Source organism: Stenotrophomonas sp. YJH_SMC_101-4, assembly GCF_059370395.1.
On record NZ_JCAFTP010000001.1, the window covers coordinates 671,929 to 688,018 of the forward strand.

The window sequence follows — 16,090 nt, forward strand, 5'->3', positions numbered from 1 at the left end:
GAGCGTGGGCTCGGCTCTACAGGATCAACGGATCAATACAGTTCACAGTGCGTGCGGCCTTCATTCCGCAGCGCGTCCCATTGCCCTGCACCCGCGACGGCATCGATGGCCTCGCGCACCGCGCCTTCCAGGTGGCGCTTGCTGCCGCACAGGTACAGATGCCCACCGCGGGCCAGGACGTCGCGCACTTCGCTGGCGCGCTGCTGCAGCACATGCTGCACATAGACCTTTTCGGTGCCATCGCGCGAGAACGCAGTATGCAGGCCGGCCAGCACGCCACGCGTGTGCCAGTCCTGCAGCTGGTCGCGGTACAGGTAGTCGTGCTGGCGATGCTTCTCGCCGAACACCAGGTGCACTTCACGTTCGCAGGCGTTGGCCTGCAGTTCCTGCATCAGGCCCATCAAGGGCGCGATGCCGGTGCCGGTGCCGACCAGCAGCAGCGGTGCCTCGCCGGTATCGGGCAGGTGGAAGCCGGGGTTGGAGCGGCAGTACACACGGGCATGGTCGCCGCCATGCAGCAGGCTGCCGGTGGCAGTGCCGACGCGTTCGCGGCCGCGCAGGGTGTAGCGCACTTCGCGCACGCATAGGCTCAGCTGGTCGTCGCACGGGTGCGAGGCGATGGAATAGGCGCGCGGCAGCCGCGGTGAAAGCAGTTCGCGCAACCGGGCCAGCGGCACGCTGTCCGGCGTGGCGTGGTCCTGCAGCACATCCAGCAGGTCCAGGCCGTGCAGGTAGGCGTCCAGTTCGCGCTTCTGGCTGACCTTCAGCAGGCCCTTCAGTACCTCGCTACCGCCGAGCTTGGCCAGTTCGCGCAGCACGCCCTTGCTCAGCAGGCGCAGCTCGCGGTCGTGCAGGGCGGCCACGGCGGCCGTGTCGCCGTACCAGGTGGTCAATGCCTGCAGCAGGGCAGGGTCGTTCTCGGGTACCACGTGCAGGGTGTCGCCCGCGCGGTAGGCCATGCCACTGCCGGCAATGTCCAACTGCAGGTGCCAGGCGGCCGGGTCGCTGCTGTTCAAGCGGCGACGTTCGAGAATGGGGGCGGCAAAGGCATTGTCTTCGCCATAGGCGGTGACCTGCAGGCGCAGGTCCTGGCCAGCGCTGAGGTCACCCTCCAGCACCTGGCCCAGCACCGGCTGCCATTGCTGGAAGAACTGCTCGTAGCCCAGATCGGCGTCCACGCGGTGCAGCAGCGGCTGGGCCTGGCGCTCGCTTAGTGCTACATCCAGCGCCTTGGTGAAGCCGCAGAAACTGGGGTAGCCGGTGTCACCCAGGCCGAACACCGCATAGCGCAGGCCGCGCAGCGTCGGGGTCTGGCGCAGTGTTTCGAAGAACTGCTCGCCATTGGCCGGCGGTTCGCCATCGCCGAACGAGCTGGAGATCGCCAGCAGCACATCGCCGTGGCCGAGGCTGGCTACGTCGATGTCGTTGAACGGGAGCACCTGCGGCCCGTGCGGCTGCAGGTCCGCGCCAAGGCGCTGGGCCAGGGCGCGGGCGTTGCCCGACTCGGACGCGAAACCCACCAGCAGGCGGCTGAAGGGCGTACTGGCCGGGAGGGCGTTCACGCGGCCTCGTAGAAGTCGTCGAACTTTTCCTTGCTGAACTCGACCAGGTCGTAGTTCTGCATCAGGTCGTTCACCACGCGGCGGATGCTGATGTACGAGGTGATGTTGCCGTCGGCGTCGAACAGCGGCTGCACGGTGGTATCGACCACATAGAGCACGCCGCCCTTGCCGAGGTTGGGCACGATGCCGGTCCAGGTCTTGCCGGCCTTGATGGTGTCCCACATGTCCTTGTAGACCGCCTTGGGCACATCCGGGTGGCGCACGATGCTGTGCGGCTGGCCGATCAGTTCCTCGCGGGCGAAGCCGGTGAGCGTGCAGAACAGGTCGTTGGCATAGGTGATATTGCCCTGCAGGTCGGTGGTGGAGATCACCATGACGTTCTGCATGGCGTTCAGAAGCTGGACGTTGTCGGGGGTGTAGCTCATCGCAGGGTCCTTGTGGATGCCGGCAGCGCCGGCGTGTTCGGGTCCTGCATAGAGATACGCCCGCACGGCGGCGGGCGGTTTGACATTGGTCAAGCGGGTGGCGCGATGGACTGCGACCGGGTGTCGCAGGCGCGGGTTCGAACTGTAGAGCCGAGCCCATGCTCGGCTGCCGTTCGCACAAGCCGAGCGTGGGCTCGGCTCTACAGGAGGGGTGAGCGCCTCAGCCCATCAGATAGCGCAGCACGCCGGCCGAGACCACGCCGATCAGCACCGTCGGCAGCATCGACAGCCGCGTGGCGGCCAGCAGGGTGATCGCCAGCGCGGCGAGGTCGGCGGGCTTGTCGGCGACGAAGTCCGGGGCGATCACCGAGATCAGCACGCAGCCCGGCGCAGCTTCCATCACCGTCACGGCGCGCTTGCTCAACGTGCGGTTGCGCAGCGCGAGGAAGCCGACGATGCGGGTCAGGTAAGTGGCGGCGGCCATCAGCACGATGGTCAGCACCGAGGTCCAGTGGATCAGTCCATTGAAGATCATTCCGCGTCCTCCGCCAGCAGCCAGGCGGCCGCCAGGCCGGCCAGTGCGCCGCTGGCCACGTACCACGCGCCCGGGATCAGCAGGTAGGTGGCGGCGGCCACGATCAGGCTGACCAGCCACGGCCGTGCTGCCTTCATGCCCTGCCACATGCCGCGCAGCAGCACCAGGAATACCGCAGGGAAGGCCATGTCGAAACCGTAGGCATGGATGTCGCCCAACATCGGGCCGACGATCGCGCCCAGTGCCGTGCAGGCCACCCAGACCGTGTACAGCCCTGCCGAAACGCCCAGGTAATAGGCCAGGCTGAAGCCGAGCGCACGGCGGCGCGCATCGGCAACCCCCATCGCCCAGCTTTCGTCGCACATGAAGAACAGCGCCGGCAGCACCCGGCGGCGCGGCAGATGCTGCAGCAGCGGAGCCAGGCTGGCGCCCATCAGCAGGTGGCGGCTGTTGACCAGCGCGGTGATCGCCACGATCAGTGCGATATGCGGCGGCGAGGTCCACAGTTCGACGGCGGCGAACTCCGAGCCGCCAGCGAAGTTGAGGCCGGTCATCAGTGGCACTTCCAGTGCGCTCAGGCCTTTCTGGGCCGCCTGCGCGCCGAGCACCAGGGCGAACGGAATGAAGCCGATCATCACCGGCACGGCGGCACGCAGGCCGCGCAGGAATTCGGCACGCGGCGCGGTATCGCAGATGTCTGGCAGGGGGAGGGTGGTACGGGCGTCCATGGAACGGCACAACGAGGTGGGGGTGGCCCATGCTAGCGGTCCGATCACGAAATCGGGTTGCGTTGATGCCACTTGATTCTGGATGATTGATATTTCATGCGGCCAGAAGTCACACGGGTGAAATCCCATGCAGTACCAGCTCGACAACCTCGATCGGCGCATTCTCGACGCCCTGCAGCGCGACGGCCGCCTGCAGAACCTGGAGCTGGCTCGCCTGGTCGGGCTGTCGCCGTCGGCCTGCCTGCGCCGGGTGCGGTTGCTGGAGGAGGGCGGCTACATCGATCGCTATGTGGCCTTGTTGAACGAGGCCAAGGTGGGCCGCGGCTTCACGGTGTTCGTGCGGGTGTGGCTGCGCGGGCAGGACGAGGACACCACCAACCACTTCATCAACAGCATCAAGTCATTCCCGGAAGTGCTTGAATGCCATCTGATGGCGGGCGACTGCGATTTCCTGCTGCGGGTGGCGGTGGCCGACCTTGATGCCTACCGGCAGTTCCAGATGCAGCACCTGAACCGGATCGCCGGGGTGCAGAACACGAAGACCGAAATTCCGATGCAGCGGATCAAGCAGACGACCCAGTTGCCGCTTTGAGGATGGTGGGTTCCGGCCGGGTTGCACCCGGCACCCGCGGTAGTGCCGGCCGCTGGCCGGCAACCTCAGGAGCAACAGCACAGCAACAGAGATTCTCCGTGGGGCGGCGGGGCGGTATGGCCAGGCAGGACACGCCGTAAACCCTTCCTTGGGGGCTCGATGGCGCCATCCATGGCGCCAACGGTCCTGCCTGGCCATACCGCCCCGCCGCCTGACAGCTTCCGCGATCTGTCGGGGTCGGATCCCGTGCGCAGATGAACCTGTCTGCTCGATTCATTGATTCCTGATGCGTGACTGGCTTTACGGAGCCTGCCTCGGCGTCAGCCGTGGCGGCGGTCATCGCAATGACATCTGGCACCGGTACGGTTTGAGCCCGCTTGCGGGTCGCGCGCGGGCCGGGGTTCCGGTCGTGGTGCGCGTCCACTGCAGCTGCTGTCGCTGCCGAGGGTCATGTGTTCTACGTCAGGGGGCTGAATGGACACCATGCGGTCAGAACTTGGAAGGTGGCCATCGCCGCATGGCTGCTGCTGTCCTTTGCCGCCGCCGCGCAGGACGGTGTTCATGCCTACGACATCCCTGCGCAGCCGCTGGAACAGGCGGTCGAGCGCTTCAGCGTCATCAGCGGGTGGTCGGTGATGTACCCGGGCGATCTTGCCGCGGGTCGCAGCAGCCATGCGCTGCGCGCCAGCCTGCCGCCGCTGCCCGCCCTGCAGGCGCTGCTGCAGGACTCCGGCGTCGAGGCCGAGGTGATCGGCGAGCAGCGCGTGGTGCTGCGTCGGGGCATGCCCTCGGCCGCCGAACCCGGTGTTGGTGCCGAACTTCCCGAGGCCGAACGTCGGCGTCGTTATGGCGGCCTGCAACAGCGGCTGCGCGCGGCGTTCTGCGACGCCCCCGAGATCGCGCCCGGCCGCTATGCCGCGACGCTGCGCTTCCGCATCGACGGCGCGGGCCAGGTGAGCGAGCCCGAGCTGCTGTCAGGCAGTGGCAGCGCCCGCCGCGATGCGCGCCTGCTGCAGGCGCTGCAGGGCCTGGTGCTGGCGCCCGATGCCGCTGCGCTGCCACAGCCGGTGACGCTGCAGATCCGTCCTTCCGGCACCGACCACGACTGTGGCGGGCGCGCGCCCCTTCCATGACTTCGAGGATTCGAACATGAGCAACGGTACGGCTGGGGCAGTTGACCTGATGGACCACCTTCTGGGTGCCTACGATGAGTTGAAGCGCCGGCTGGTGCGCAAGCTGGGCTCGGAAGAGCTGGCTGGCGACGCGCTGCAGGACACCTGGATGCGCCTGAGCGCGCGGCGTGATCGCCTGGACGCCGTACAGAACCCCGCGGCCTACCTGCTGCGCATGGCGATGAATACCGTGATCGACCGCCAACGTGCAGACCACCGCCTGCTGAGCCTGGAGGAGGTGGATACGCTGATGGACATGGCCGACCCGGCACCCGGCCCGGCGCAGGCGGCCGAACTGGACTTCGCGCTGGAAGACATGGTCGGCCTGCTGCAGCGCATGCCCGAGCGCCGTCGCCGCATCCTGCTGGCAATCCGCGTCGATGGCCTGCAGCAGCGCGACGTGGCCGACCACCTCGGCGTGTCGCTGCGGCTGGTGCAGCGTGAGCTGAAGGCGGCCCAGGATTACCTGGCCGAGCGCAGCGGGCAGGGGCGCCAGGTGCGGTTCTGAGCGACGGCATCCGTCTACACTTTGACGCCGAGCAGAACCCCGCAGCGTGCGGGTCCGGCATGAGCCCTCATGGATCCTGACGATCGCCCGCAACGCCCGCTGGATGCCGTCGAGCGTCAGGCCCACGCGTGGGTGGTGCGGCTGACCTCGGGCGAGGCGACCGCCGCCGACGGGCGCCGGTTCCGCGCGTGGTGCGAGTCCGACCCGCGTCATCGTGAAGCGTTCGGACGTGCGCGCCGGCAGTGGGAGCAGGTGCGGCTGGCCGGCGGGCAGCTGCCCGCCGCCGCGCGCCAACCGGTCGCGCCGTCGCCGGCCCAGCGCTGGAGCCGGCGTGCCTTCCTGGGCGCGGCGATTGCCGCGCCGGCCAGTCTGGTGGTGGTGGCGGCGATCCGTCCGCCGCTGGGATTATGGCCCTCGGTGACGGCGATGGCGGCCGATTTCCACACCGGCACCGGTGAACGGCTGCAGATTGCACCCTTGCCGCAGCTGAAGATCGAACTGGATACGCAGAGCAGCCTGCGCCGCCGCGCCGACACGCAGGGCGAAGGCTTCGAGCTGGTGCAGGGCCAGGCCGCGATCGAGACCCAGGCCGGCCTGCGCCTGGCGTTGTTCGCGGGCCCGGGCTGCGTGATTGCCGATGAGGGAGCGGTGCGCCTGGACGTACGCAACACCCATGGCCAGGTGCGGGTGACCTGCCTGCAGGGCAGTGCCCGCATCGAGCATCCGCAGGGCCGGCTGCAGCTGCAGCCGGGCCAGCAGACCCAGTACGACGAGCGCCTCAGTGGTGTGGTGACCGAGGCTGTGGCGTCGGAAGTGAGTGCCTGGACCGAGGGCATGCTGGTGTTCCGCCGCGCACCGCTGCGTGAGGTGGTGGAGGAGATCAACCGTTACCGCCGCGGCAAGGTACTGCTGGGCGAATCGGCATTGGCGCGCGCACCGGTCAGCGGTCGCTTCCGCATCGATGATCCGGACGCGGCACTTGAGCAGCTGCGACTGACGATGTCGCTGGATCTGCGTCGCTTTCCGGGTGGCATTGCCGTCCTTGGATAGATGAAGACGCTGGCCGTGCGCACCGCGCAGGGCTGTTGCAAGCAAGGAGAAGCCAAGGATGCGCAACGAGACCATCGGCGTGCTGGATCTGCGTCGCAATCTGTCGGCGTTGCTGGAAACCACGCAGCGACGGCCGTTGATGGTGCACCGCTACGGCTCGCCATGGGTGTGCGTGGTGTCCGACGCGCAGTGGCAGGAAAAGGCTGTGCTGCTGGACTTCGATCCGCAGTCGCACCCGCTGGCGATGCTGTTGCGCCTGCAGCAGCAGGTGTTGCCACTGGCTGAAACCGGTGCGTTGCCGCCTGCGGCGCTTGCTCGTGCGCTGTTGCTGATGGACATGCATGGCATCGGGGATCTGGCGCAGCTGCATGAGCAGGTGCTGCACCATCGGCTGTGGCACTGGTTCGTGGCCGGTACCCACGGTGTGATGGACAGCTGGCAATTGCCGGCGCTGCGCGTTGCGATGGGGTCATGGTGCGATGACGCGGAGATGACCGATGCGCTGGCCGCGTTCGCCGCGCGCAGCGATGTGGCGATACTGGCGCGCCGTTGCGGGGGCGACGCACCGCGACTGGAGCGCGAAGCCTGCAGGCAGATGACGCTGCGATGACGTTGGCGATGAAGCGCCACGCAGCGCACAGAGCTGCATGTGCGCTGTCGCTTCACCTGCCTTGCTGACGTCTTCTCCAGAGTACGGCGCACCACGCGTCGCGGAGCACGGGCGGCGCCGATGGCAGACAGTCGCAGGATCAGCATGCTGGAGCTGGATCGTCACCTGAGCCAGTCACTGGAGCAGGCGCGGCATACGCCATTGAACGTGCAGCGCTATGGGCACTCCTGGGTCTGGGTGCTGTCCAGTGACGCCTGGGCAGATGCGGCGCGCTGGGCGGCATTGGATGGTAGTGCGCACCCACTGGTGGCGCTGCGAAAAGCCATCGATCTGCAGCTGCGGCCCTGGCCCGAAGTGGCCATGAGCCTGCTGCCGCTTGATGGAGGCGATGCGCGGCTGCTGCAACGCGCGGCCCTGCTGGTGGTCATGCGCGATCTGAATAGTGCCCAGCGCGTGTACGACGACCTGCGCTATCACCAGGCCTATCGGATGTTCATCGGCCTCGATCATGGAACAGCGTGGTCGCCGATGCAGTGCGTGCGGCTGCTGCAGGCCTGTGCGCACCCATTGCTGCGCGGCTGCATCGACGATGCGCTGGCCGGCGTGCCGCGGCACCTGCTCGAGTCTGCATGTGCGCCGGCTGCGCGTGTTGCGCCCGTACAGGCACACGCGCAGCGAATTGCCGGCGGATGTTTATCGTACTGACACATGCACCGCTGACCATGGCGCAGCGGTCTCTTCCAGGATGACGAGGGCGGAACAATGGCAAGGCAGGTTCGTGGTCGCAAAGCTCGGCAGAAGGGTTTCAGCCTGATCGAGATCATGGTGGTGGTGGTGATCATCGGCATCCTCGCCGCGCTGATCGTGCCGCGGTTGATGGACCGTCCCGACCAGGCACGCGTGGTGGCGGCGCGCCAGGACATCGCCGCATTGATGCAGGCCTTGAAGCTGTTCAAGCTGGACAACGGTCGCTATCCCAGTGCCGAGCAGGGCCTGCAGGCGCTGGTGAAGCCGCCGCAGGGCAGCGGTGGGTTGCCGGTGACGCCGTACCTGAATCGCCTGCCGAATGACCCATGGGGCCATCCGTACCAGTACCAGATTCCCGGAACCCATGGCGACGTCGATGTGTTCTCGCTGGGGGCGGACAGCAAGCCCGGTGGCGACGCCGGAAACGCGGATATCGGCTCCTGGCAGCTGTGAGGCGTGCTGATGACAGCCCGGACGCGTTCGGTCTCGTGCACCCGCCAGCGTGGCATGGCGGTGATCGTCGCCCTGCTTGTGGTGGCACTGGTGGCGGTGATTGCCACGGCACTGCTGACCCGGCAGTCGGCCCAGTTGCGTGCGCTGCGTGGTGACCAGCTACGCGCGCAGGTGCGCATGGCGGTGGACGCAACGCTGGAGCGTGCGGCGCAGCAGCTGCGTGAGGATGTAAAGGAACAGCTGACCACGGTGCGCAGCGGGCGCTGGGCGCGCCCGTTGGAACTGCAGGCGCCGTTGCCGGTGCAGCTGCAACTGGTCGATGCGCAGTCGATGTTCAACCTGCGCAACCTGCTGGCACATGGCAGGCCGGACCCCGAGGCGCGGCGCGCGTTCATCGCGTTGTGTGCTGCACAGGGGCTGGGCCAGGGTGCCTGCGCATCCGCGGCGGACCACATCCAGGCGCGCCTGCGCGACGGTGACATCCAGGCACAGGCCCCACTGCCGCGCGAATCACTGATCGCGCAGGCACTGGCCGGTGCCGATCCGGTGGCACTGCAGGCGCTGGCGCGACGCACCGTGGTGCTGCCGGCGCAGACCCTGGTCAACGCCAATACCAGCGACCTGAGCGTTCTGCAGGCGGTGACGCCTGCGGTCGAGCCCGCACGGCTGCAGGCGCTGCTCGGTGAGCGCGACGGCGGTCATTGGCTGCTCAACCGCGGCGACATCGCCAATCGACTTCAACTGAGCAACGAACAGATGGCCGTGCTTCCCCTGGGTATCCATAGCGAGTGGTTCCTGGCAGTCGGCCAGGTGCAGGCTGACGGCAGCGCGGTTGATTTTCGCGCGCTGCTCTGGCGCGAGTACCGCGACGATGGCGTGCGTGTGCAACGCGTGTGGACGAGGATCGGCGCATGACCGTGCAGCTTCGGGTGCGCTTGCCGGCGCTTGAGCGTCTGCGCGCCGACAGCGCGGTGGACTGGGCGCAGCTGCACAAGGGCGAGGTGCTGGCTCACGGCCGCGACACGCTGGCGGCGCTGGGCCTGCGCCATCCGCAGGCTGCGGTGCATGCCTGCCTCGATCCGAACGACCTGATCCTGCTGGAACTGCAGTTGCCACCGTTGTCCGGGCGCCGTCTGCAGTCGGCGCTGCAGGGTGAGGTGGAGGCGATGCTGCTGGATGACCTGCAGGAGGTAGCGCTGGCCCACGGTGTGCAGGCGACGGACGGCACGGTTCCTGTGGCCTGGCTGGGCCAGCAGGCGCTCCTGCAGGCGCAGCAGCTGCTGGCTTCGTGTGCACTGCGGTTGCAGGCACTGTATCCGACGCCGCTGCTGCTGCCCTGGCAGGACGGTCATGCCACGCTGCAGGTCAGCGGCGAGCACCTGCTGGTACGCAGCGGGCGCGACCGGGGTTTCGTTCAATGGCATGGCGGACGTGATGCCTGTGCGGTGATGCATGCGTTGGCAGTGCGCCTGCAACAGGCCGGCATGCAGGCCGTGCAGTGGATCGATGGTGTGCCGCCCACGTGGCCGGACAGCCTGCCGGCCACCGCCATCCCCCATGAACGGCAGGCCTCTGGCCCCTTGCCAGGCTGGTCATTGCCGCTGCCCGGGGCGAGCCAGAAAGCGCCGCGGCTTGCGATCGGGCTGGCATTGGCGGCGATGTTGCTGGCCGCGCTCGGTCTGCAGCTGCAGGTCTCGCGGTGGCGAAGTGAGGGCGAGGCCCTGCAACAGGACATGGCACGCCAGTTCAGCGCACGCTTCCCGGAGGTCACCGATGTGGTGGACCCGGTGTTGCAGGCGAGGCGAGCACTTGCGGTGCCACCGCCGGCGCCGCCATTGCCGCCGCTGCAGCGCCAGGTTGCCAGCACGCTGCAGGCGGTCCCGGAGCTGGCGGGGCAGGTGCGCAGCCTGCATTACCAACCGGGCCAGCTGGACATGGAGCTGGATGCCGATGCTCAGGCATTGGCCGATGATCCACAGCGACTTGAACGCTGGCAGCAGGCGGTGCGGGCGCAGGGCCTGCAGCTGGCGCGCGAAGCCGGTGGACGCCTGCGGGTGAACGGGGCTGGACAGTGACCACCCGAACCTTGCGACTGGGCGAGGGACTGGCAGGCCTGCAGCAACGCTGGCAACGCCTGCCACCGCGCGAGCGGCTGATGCTGTGGGTGATGGTGGTGGCGCTGCTCGCGGCGGGTCTGTGGATGTTGTGGCTGGAGCCGCTGCTGAAGCAGCGCACGCACTGGCAGGCCGAGCTGCCGCGGCTGCAGGCACAGGCGCGTGTACTGGCACCACTGCTGCAGGCACGCGAGCGCCAGCAGCAGACGCAGGGGCAGCGCCCGACGATGGCCGGGTTGCGTGATGGAATCAAGTCAGCCGGCCTCGCCGACGGACTGCATATCGAAGCGCGCGACGGGCGTTGGCACCTGCAGGTGCACGCGGTGCCCGCTGACGCGCTGTGGAACTGGCTGCTGCCCGTGCTGGCCGATCCGGCCATCGAACTGCAGCAGCTGCAACTGACACGCACAGGGGATGCGAACATGCCGGCGGCGCGGATTTCCGGAAACATCGTGATGGCGCTCAACGTGGGTGCCCATCCATGAGGGCGATGCGCAGCCTTGCCTGCAGTACCGCACTGGCCTTGATCGTGTGCATGGCCCACGCACCGGCGTCGGTGCTGGCGCAGGACGCCCGCGATGAGCCGGTGCAGTTGAACCTGGTCGACACCGATATCGGTGGCGTGTTGCGCATGGCCGCACGCTTCACCGGCCGCCAGTTCCTGGTCGACCCACGGGTGACCGGCAAGATGACAGTGGTTTCCGATGGCCCGGTCAGCCGTACCCAGGCCTACCAGTTGCTGCTGGGCGCACTGCGCATGCGTGGCTTCGCCGTGGTAGAGAACGGCGGCGTCAGCCGGGTGGTGCCGCAGGCCGATGCCAAGCTGTTGGGAGGACGCGTCGGCACTGGTGGTGCCGGCGGTGAGGTGACCACCCGCACCTTCGCGCTGCGCTACGAGAACGCAGCCGCGCTGGTGGCGGTGCTGCGGCCGATGATCAGTCCGGACAATCCGATCACCGCCAATCCGGGCAACAACACCCTGGTGATCACTGACTACGCCGACAACCTGGAGCGCATCGCACGGGTGATCGCAAGCGTCGATACACCGGCCGGCATGGATACCGATGTGGTGAAGCTGCAGCAGGGGATTGCCGTTGACGTCGCGGCGATGGTCGCGCCGCTGCTGGATGCGCAGGGCGCCGAGCCCACCCAGAGGGTGGTGGTGATGGCCGACCCGCGCAGCAACAGCGTGCTGCTGCGTTCCAGCAGCCCCGGGCGCACCCGCCTGGCGCGGCAGCTGGTGGAGAAGCTGGACCGCGCGCAGGACGAGTCCGGCAACCTGCATGTGGTCTACCTGCGCAATGCCCAGGCCAACCAGCTGGCCGGTGTGCTGCGTGGCGTGGTGGCCGGGCAGAGCGATGCACCAGCGATAGGCAGCAATGAAGGCATCACGCCACTGCCGGGTGACGCCAATCGTTCCCCGCCAACGCAGCCGTCGCAGCCGCAGCAGGCCAAGACCGGAGGCAATGCGCTGGAATCGCAGCGGCTGGACCCGAGCCGGCGTGACCCGATCGACGCAGGAAGCACCGGCTTCAGCCAGAACGGCATTTCGGTGCAGGCGGACGTGGCCACCAACACCCTGCTGATCTCGGCACCGGAGCCGGTGTACCGCAACCTGCGGCGTGTGATCGACCAGCTCGACCAGCGCCGTGCACAGGTGCTGGTGGAAAGCCTGATCGTGGAGGTCAACCAGACCGACGCGGCTGAGCTGGGCGTGCAGTGGATGCTGGGCAATGGACGCACCTTTGGTGGCACCCACTTCGGTGGTGCCACCGGCGGCAGCGGGCTCAATACCGGCGCGCGTACCACGCTGGACGTGCTGCCCAAGGATGGCCTGAAGATCGGCGTGATCGACGGCACCATCAACCTGCCCGGTGTCGGCCAGATCCTCAACATGAAAGCGCTGGCCAACGCGCTGCAGAGCAAGGGCGGCGCCAACATCCTGTCCACGCCGAACCTGATGACGCTGGACAACGAGGCGGCCAGCATCATGGTCGGCCAGACCGTGCCGTTCGTCAGCGGCCGCTACGTCACCGACGGCGGTGGCGGCAGCAACAACCCGTTCCAGACCATCGTGCGCGAGGACGTGGGCCTGAAGCTGCGCGTACGCCCGCAGATTTCCGAGGGCGGCACGGTGAAGCTGGACATCTACCAGGAAGTCAGCAGCATCGATGCGCAGAGTGCCAACAGTGCCGTCGGCATCATCACCAACAAGCGTGCGCTGGATACCAGTGTGCTGCTGGATGATGGCCAGATCATGGTGCTCGGTGGCCTGCTGGAGGACAACGTCAGCCATGGCCGTGATGCGGTGCCGGGCCTGGGTAGGATCCCGGTGCTGGGGGCGCTGTTCCGCAGTGATACGCGCAAGCGCTCCAAGACCAACCTGATGGTGTTCCTGCGCCCGCACGTGGTGCGTGACCCCGCCGCCGGCCAGCGTTTGACCCGCGACCGCTACGACTACATGCGCAATGCGCAGGCCGGTGCGCAACCCGTGCAGAGCTGGGCGTTGCCGGCGCTGTCGGCACCGCAGTTGCCGCCGCAGGACCTGTCTGTGCTCGGCCAGGGCAATGCGCGCGATGGCCAGGGCCAGCCGTTGCAGAACACCAGCCTGGCAGCGCTGTATCCGGCCGGTGACGGCGATGCTCAGCTGGTGCAGTTCGCACAGGGGCTGGACCCGGCGCGTGCCAGCCAGGGCGTGGCGCAGGTGCGGGCACTGGGCTTGCAGGCCTATGCCGAAGCGACGCCGGGCGAGAGCGGGCAGCGCCTGCGCGTGCGATTGCCGCGCGATCCGGCAACGCTGGACCCGGCACTGCAGCAGCTGCGTGGGCTGGGCTACACGCCGGAACTGGTGATTGGGCCGTGAGCGCCGCCGCGCCGCTGCCGTACGCCTGGGTGCGCAGCCATGGCGTGATGCTGTCCGAGGCCGGCGGCGAGCCGGTGCTGCTTGGCACCGCCGACACCGCGGCGTGGGCCGTGGCCGAGCTGCGCCGCCGGCATGGACCGCTGCCGTTCCAGACACTGGATGCCGCGACCTGGCAGCAGCGGCTGGGTGAGCAGTACCGTGACGGCGGTGATGCCGCTGCCGTGGTCGGTGCCGCCGAAAGCGAAGTCGACCTGGACCGGCTGATGCAGGACATGCCGGAGGTCACCGATCTGCTGGATGCGCAGGACGATGCGCCGGTGATCCGCATGATCAATGCGCTGCTGGCACAGGCTGCACGCGATGGCGCCAGCGATCTGCACATCGAGCCGTTCGAGACCCATTCGGTGGTGCGCTACCGGGTGGACGGCACGCTGCGCGACATGGTGCAGCCCCGGCGCGCACTGCATGCGGCGCTGGTGTCGCGCATCAAGATCATGGCCCACCTGGACATCGCCGAGAAGCGCCTGCCGCAGGACGGGCGCATCGCGATCCGTGTGGGCGGCCGGCCACTGGATATCCGTGTCTCCACGGTGCCGACGGGGCATGGTGAGCGTGCTGTGCTGCGCCTGCTGGAGAAGGATGCCGGCCGGCTGCAGCTGCAGCGACTCGGCATGGCCGATGACACCCTGGCCACGTTTACCGGGTTGATCCGGCAGCCGCACGGCATCGTGCTGGTCACCGGGCCGACCGGCAGCGGCAAGACCACGTCGCTGTACGCCGCACTGGGCCAGCTCGACAGCAGCACCAGCAACATCCTCACCGTGGAAGACCCGGTGGAGTATGACTTCGCCGGCATCGGCCAGATCCAGGTCAACGCGCGCATCGGCATGAGCTTTGGCACCGCGCTGCGCGCGATTCTGCGTCAGGATCCGGACACCATCATGATCGGTGAGATCCGCGACCTGGAGACCGCACAGATTGCGGTGCAGTCATCGCTGACCGGCCATGGCGTGCTGGCGTCCCTGCACACCAACGACGCGATCTCGGCGGTGACCCGCCTGGCCGACATGGGCGTGGAGCCGTTCCTGCTGGCTTCGTCGCTGCGCGGCGTGCTGGCGCAGCGGCTGGTGCGGCGGCTGTGCACGCAATGCCGGCGTGCCGAGGTGGACGGCGAGGGTCGCACCGTATGGCGCGCGGTGGGCTGCGCGGCCTGCGCCAACAGCGGCTATCGCGGACGCACCGGCATCCATGAGTTGTTCGTGGTGGACGACCGCGCGCGCGCGTTGATCCATGAAGGGCAGGGCGAGCCTGCGCTACGAGAGGCGGCACGGCGTGCCGGCATGCGGACCCTGCGACAGGACGGCCAGCGCTGGGTCGACAGCGGGGTGACCACGCTGGAAGAAATCCTGCGCGTCACCGGCGACGACTGAGGTCTGCATGGCACTGTTCGACTACCAGGCTGCCAACGCGCAGGGCCGCATCGAGAAGGGTCAGCTGGATGCCGACAGCCCGCGCGGTGCGCGCCAGCTGTTGCGCGGGCGTGGGCTGACGCCTGTGCAGGTCAGCGCGGCGCGCAGTGCCGGCAGTGGCTGGGGCGCTCGGCGGCTGTCCGCCAGCGAGCTGGCCTGGGCCACGCGCCAGCTGGCCAGTCTGCTGGCCGCCAGCCTGCCGTTGGAAGGCGCATTGAGTGCGGTGATCGAGCAGGCCGAGCGCCCGCACGTGGCCCAGGCACTCACCGCGGTACGCGCCGACGTGCGTGCCGGCCAGCGCCTGACCGTGGCATTGGCCGCGCGGCCGCGCGATTTCCCACCGATTTATCGGGCACTGGTGGGGGCAGGTGAAGACTCCGGCGACCTGGCGCGAGTGATGGAGCGCCTGGCCGACTACATCGAAGAACGCAACGCGCTGCAGGCCAAGGTGCTGACCGCCTTCATCTACCCGGCGGCGATCAGCCTGGTATCGGTGGCGATCGTGATTTTCCTGCTCAGCTACGTGGTGCCGCAGGTGGTGACCGCGTTCGTGCAGGCGCGGCAGACGCTGCCGATGCTGACCCAGGTGATGCTGGCGGCCAGCGCCTTCGTGCGCAGCTGGGGCGTGTGGGTGGGTCTCGGCATCGCTGCGCTGGTGGTGGCCTGGCGGTTGGCCCTGCGCAGGCCCGAGTTGCGCCTGTGCTGGGACGCGATGCTGCTGCGGCTGCCGATGATCGGGCGCTTCGTGCTGGGGGTGAACAGTGCGCGCTTCGCCTCGACACTGGCGATCCTGCTGGATGCGGGCGTGCCGCTGCTGCGCGCACTGGAGGCCGCGCGGCAGACCCTGGGCAACGCGTTGCTGGCGCGTTGCGCCGACGACGTGTCCGCGCGCGTACGCGAAGGCGCTGCGTTGGGTTCTGCATTGAAAGTACAGAAGGTGTATCCGCCGATCCTGGTGCATCTGGTGGCCAGTGGCGAGAAGACCGGTTCGCTGGCGCCGCTGCTGGATCGCGCCGCGCAGACCATCTCGCGCGAGATCGAGCGTCGCGCGATGGCACTGACTGCGTTGCTGGAGCCGACCATGATCCTGGTGATGGGCGGCGTGGTGCTGACGATCGTGCTGGCGGTGCTGATGCCGATCATGGAAATGAACCAGTTGGTGCAGTGATGCGCAACGCGCAACACGGGTAGCGCCGGGCCATGCCCGGCGAGCGCGCAGCACGGCGTGCCTTCGATTCTCCACACAATCCTCCACACCTTTT

At 68.1% G+C, this 16,090-nt stretch carries 17 protein-coding genes; 13 read left to right on the top strand and 4 right to left on the bottom strand.

The genetic code is table 11. The features are described 5' to 3' along the window. Positions 1-32: 32 nt before the first annotated feature. From AC5P8D_RS03175 to AC5P8D_RS03190, 4 genes are all read right to left on the bottom strand, one after another. Positions 33-1,562, bottom strand: coding sequence for a diflavin oxidoreductase (locus tag AC5P8D_RS03175; RefSeq protein ID WP_171954404.1), 1,530 nt, complete (start codon positions 1,560-1,562; stop codon positions 33-35). Beyond that, on the bottom strand, positions 1,559-1,987 hold the full coding sequence (locus tag AC5P8D_RS03180) for a PAS domain-containing protein (protein ID WP_010485321.1): 429 nt from the start codon (positions 1,985-1,987) through the stop codon (positions 1,559-1,561). Before AC5P8D_RS03180 ends, AC5P8D_RS03175 begins: the two co-directional genes overlap by 4 nt. A gap of 220 nt (positions 1,988-2,207) precedes the next feature. Next, positions 2,208-2,522, bottom strand: a complete 315-nt coding sequence (locus tag AC5P8D_RS03185; protein WP_005409898.1) for an AzlD family protein — start codon at positions 2,520-2,522, stop codon at positions 2,208-2,210. Further along, positions 2,519-3,250, bottom strand: a complete 732-nt coding sequence (locus AC5P8D_RS03190) for an AzlC family ABC transporter permease (RefSeq protein WP_414614321.1) — start codon at positions 3,248-3,250, stop codon at positions 2,519-2,521. The genes AC5P8D_RS03185 and AC5P8D_RS03190 overlap by 4 nt, the downstream gene beginning before the upstream one ends. A gap of 127 nt (positions 3,251-3,377) precedes the next feature. Here AC5P8D_RS03190 and AC5P8D_RS03195 point away from each other — a divergent pair, with 127 nt between their 5' ends. The 13 genes from AC5P8D_RS03195 (at position 3,378) to gspF (ending at position 15,996) form a co-directional block, all read left to right on the top strand. Beyond that, complete coding sequence (locus tag AC5P8D_RS03195) at positions 3,378-3,842, top strand: Lrp/AsnC family transcriptional regulator (RefSeq protein ID WP_005413654.1); 465 nt, start codon at positions 3,378-3,380, stop codon at positions 3,840-3,842. 452 nt (positions 3,843-4,294) lie between these two features. Then, positions 4,295-4,975: a TonB C-terminal domain-containing protein gene (locus tag AC5P8D_RS03200; RefSeq protein ID WP_197653922.1), complete on the top strand. Its 681-nt coding sequence runs from the start codon at positions 4,295-4,297 to the stop codon at positions 4,973-4,975. 16 nt (positions 4,976-4,991) lie between these two features. After that, positions 4,992-5,522, top strand: coding sequence for an RNA polymerase sigma factor (locus AC5P8D_RS03205; RefSeq protein ID WP_019337777.1), 531 nt, complete (start codon positions 4,992-4,994; stop codon positions 5,520-5,522). 69 nt (positions 5,523-5,591) lie between these two features. Beyond that, a complete protein-coding gene (locus AC5P8D_RS03210) occupies positions 5,592-6,572 on the top strand; it encodes a FecR family protein (protein ID WP_305730244.1) in 981 nt (326 codons plus the stop codon). A gap of 58 nt (positions 6,573-6,630) precedes the next feature. Continuing rightward, positions 6,631-7,182, top strand: a complete 552-nt coding sequence (locus tag AC5P8D_RS03215; protein ID WP_019337775.1) for a hypothetical protein — start codon at positions 6,631-6,633, stop codon at positions 7,180-7,182. Positions 7,183-7,302: 120 nt separating this feature from the next. Further along, positions 7,303-7,887, top strand: coding sequence for a hypothetical protein (locus AC5P8D_RS03220; RefSeq protein ID WP_313208209.1), 585 nt, complete (start codon positions 7,303-7,305; stop codon positions 7,885-7,887). 57 nt (positions 7,888-7,944) lie between these two features. Further along, positions 7,945-8,382 carry a type II secretion system major pseudopilin GspG gene (gene gspG, locus AC5P8D_RS03225; protein ID WP_495203064.1) on the top strand — a complete coding sequence of 146 codons (438 nt, stop codon included), beginning with the start codon at positions 7,945-7,947 and terminating at the stop codon, positions 8,380-8,382. 9 nt (positions 8,383-8,391) lie between these two features. Continuing rightward, a complete protein-coding gene (gene gspK / locus AC5P8D_RS03230; protein WP_032955269.1) occupies positions 8,392-9,297 on the top strand; it encodes a type II secretion system minor pseudopilin GspK in 906 nt (301 codons plus the stop codon). After that, positions 9,294-10,457 carry a type II secretion system protein GspL gene (gspL, locus tag AC5P8D_RS03235; RefSeq protein WP_495203065.1) on the top strand — a complete coding sequence of 388 codons (1,164 nt, stop codon included), beginning with the start codon at positions 9,294-9,296 and terminating at the stop codon, positions 10,455-10,457. Before gspK ends, gspL begins: the two co-directional genes overlap by 4 nt. Then, complete coding sequence (locus AC5P8D_RS03240; protein ID WP_019337770.1) at positions 10,454-10,981, top strand: type II secretion system protein M; 528 nt, start codon at positions 10,454-10,456, stop codon at positions 10,979-10,981. Before gspL ends, AC5P8D_RS03240 begins: the two co-directional genes overlap by 4 nt. Further along, positions 10,978-13,359, top strand: a complete 2,382-nt coding sequence (gene gspD, locus AC5P8D_RS03245) for a type II secretion system secretin GspD (protein ID WP_495203066.1) — start codon at positions 10,978-10,980, stop codon at positions 13,357-13,359. The genes AC5P8D_RS03240 and gspD overlap by 4 nt, the downstream gene beginning before the upstream one ends. Then, complete coding sequence (gene gspE / locus AC5P8D_RS03250) at positions 13,356-14,789, top strand: type II secretion system ATPase GspE (RefSeq protein ID WP_019659863.1); 1,434 nt, start codon at positions 13,356-13,358, stop codon at positions 14,787-14,789. Before gspD ends, gspE begins: the two co-directional genes overlap by 4 nt. A 7-nt stretch (positions 14,790-14,796) precedes the next feature. Further along, positions 14,797-15,996 carry a type II secretion system inner membrane protein GspF gene (gspF, locus tag AC5P8D_RS03255; protein ID WP_262102525.1) on the top strand — a complete coding sequence of 400 codons (1,200 nt, stop codon included), beginning with the start codon at positions 14,797-14,799 and terminating at the stop codon, positions 15,994-15,996. Positions 15,997-16,090: the final 94 nt, after the last annotated feature.

Bases quoted from the DNA above. Each gene is read 5' to 3' on its own strand.
- AC5P8D_RS03180 (WP_010485321.1), bottom strand. From the start codon at position 1,987: ATGAGCTACACCCCCGACAACGTCCAGCTTCTGAACGCCATGCAGAAC.
- AC5P8D_RS03185 (WP_005409898.1), bottom strand. From the start codon at position 2,522: ATGATCTTCAATGGACTGATCCACTGGACCTCGGTGCTGACCATCGTG.
- AC5P8D_RS03190 (WP_414614321.1), bottom strand. From the start codon at position 3,250: ATGGACGCCCGTACCACCCTCCCCCTGCCAGACATCTGCGATACCGCG.
- AC5P8D_RS03195 (WP_005413654.1), top strand. From the start codon at position 3,378: ATGCAGTACCAGCTCGACAACCTCGATCGGCGCATTCTCGACGCCCTG.
- AC5P8D_RS03205 (WP_019337777.1), top strand. From the start codon at position 4,992: ATGAGCAACGGTACGGCTGGGGCAGTTGACCTGATGGACCACCTTCTG.
- AC5P8D_RS03210 (WP_305730244.1), top strand. From the start codon at position 5,592: ATGGATCCTGACGATCGCCCGCAACGCCCGCTGGATGCCGTCGAGCGT.
- AC5P8D_RS03215 (WP_019337775.1), top strand. From the start codon at position 6,631: ATGCGCAACGAGACCATCGGCGTGCTGGATCTGCGTCGCAATCTGTCG.
- AC5P8D_RS03220 (WP_313208209.1), top strand. From the start codon at position 7,303: ATGGCAGACAGTCGCAGGATCAGCATGCTGGAGCTGGATCGTCACCTG.
- gspG (WP_495203064.1), top strand. From the start codon at position 7,945: ATGGCAAGGCAGGTTCGTGGTCGCAAAGCTCGGCAGAAGGGTTTCAGC.
- gspK (WP_032955269.1), top strand. From the start codon at position 8,392: ATGACAGCCCGGACGCGTTCGGTCTCGTGCACCCGCCAGCGTGGCATG.
- gspL (WP_495203065.1), top strand. From the start codon at position 9,294: ATGACCGTGCAGCTTCGGGTGCGCTTGCCGGCGCTTGAGCGTCTGCGC.
- gspD (WP_495203066.1), top strand. From the start codon at position 10,978: ATGAGGGCGATGCGCAGCCTTGCCTGCAGTACCGCACTGGCCTTGATC.
- gspF (WP_262102525.1), top strand. From the start codon at position 14,797: ATGGCACTGTTCGACTACCAGGCTGCCAACGCGCAGGGCCGCATCGAG.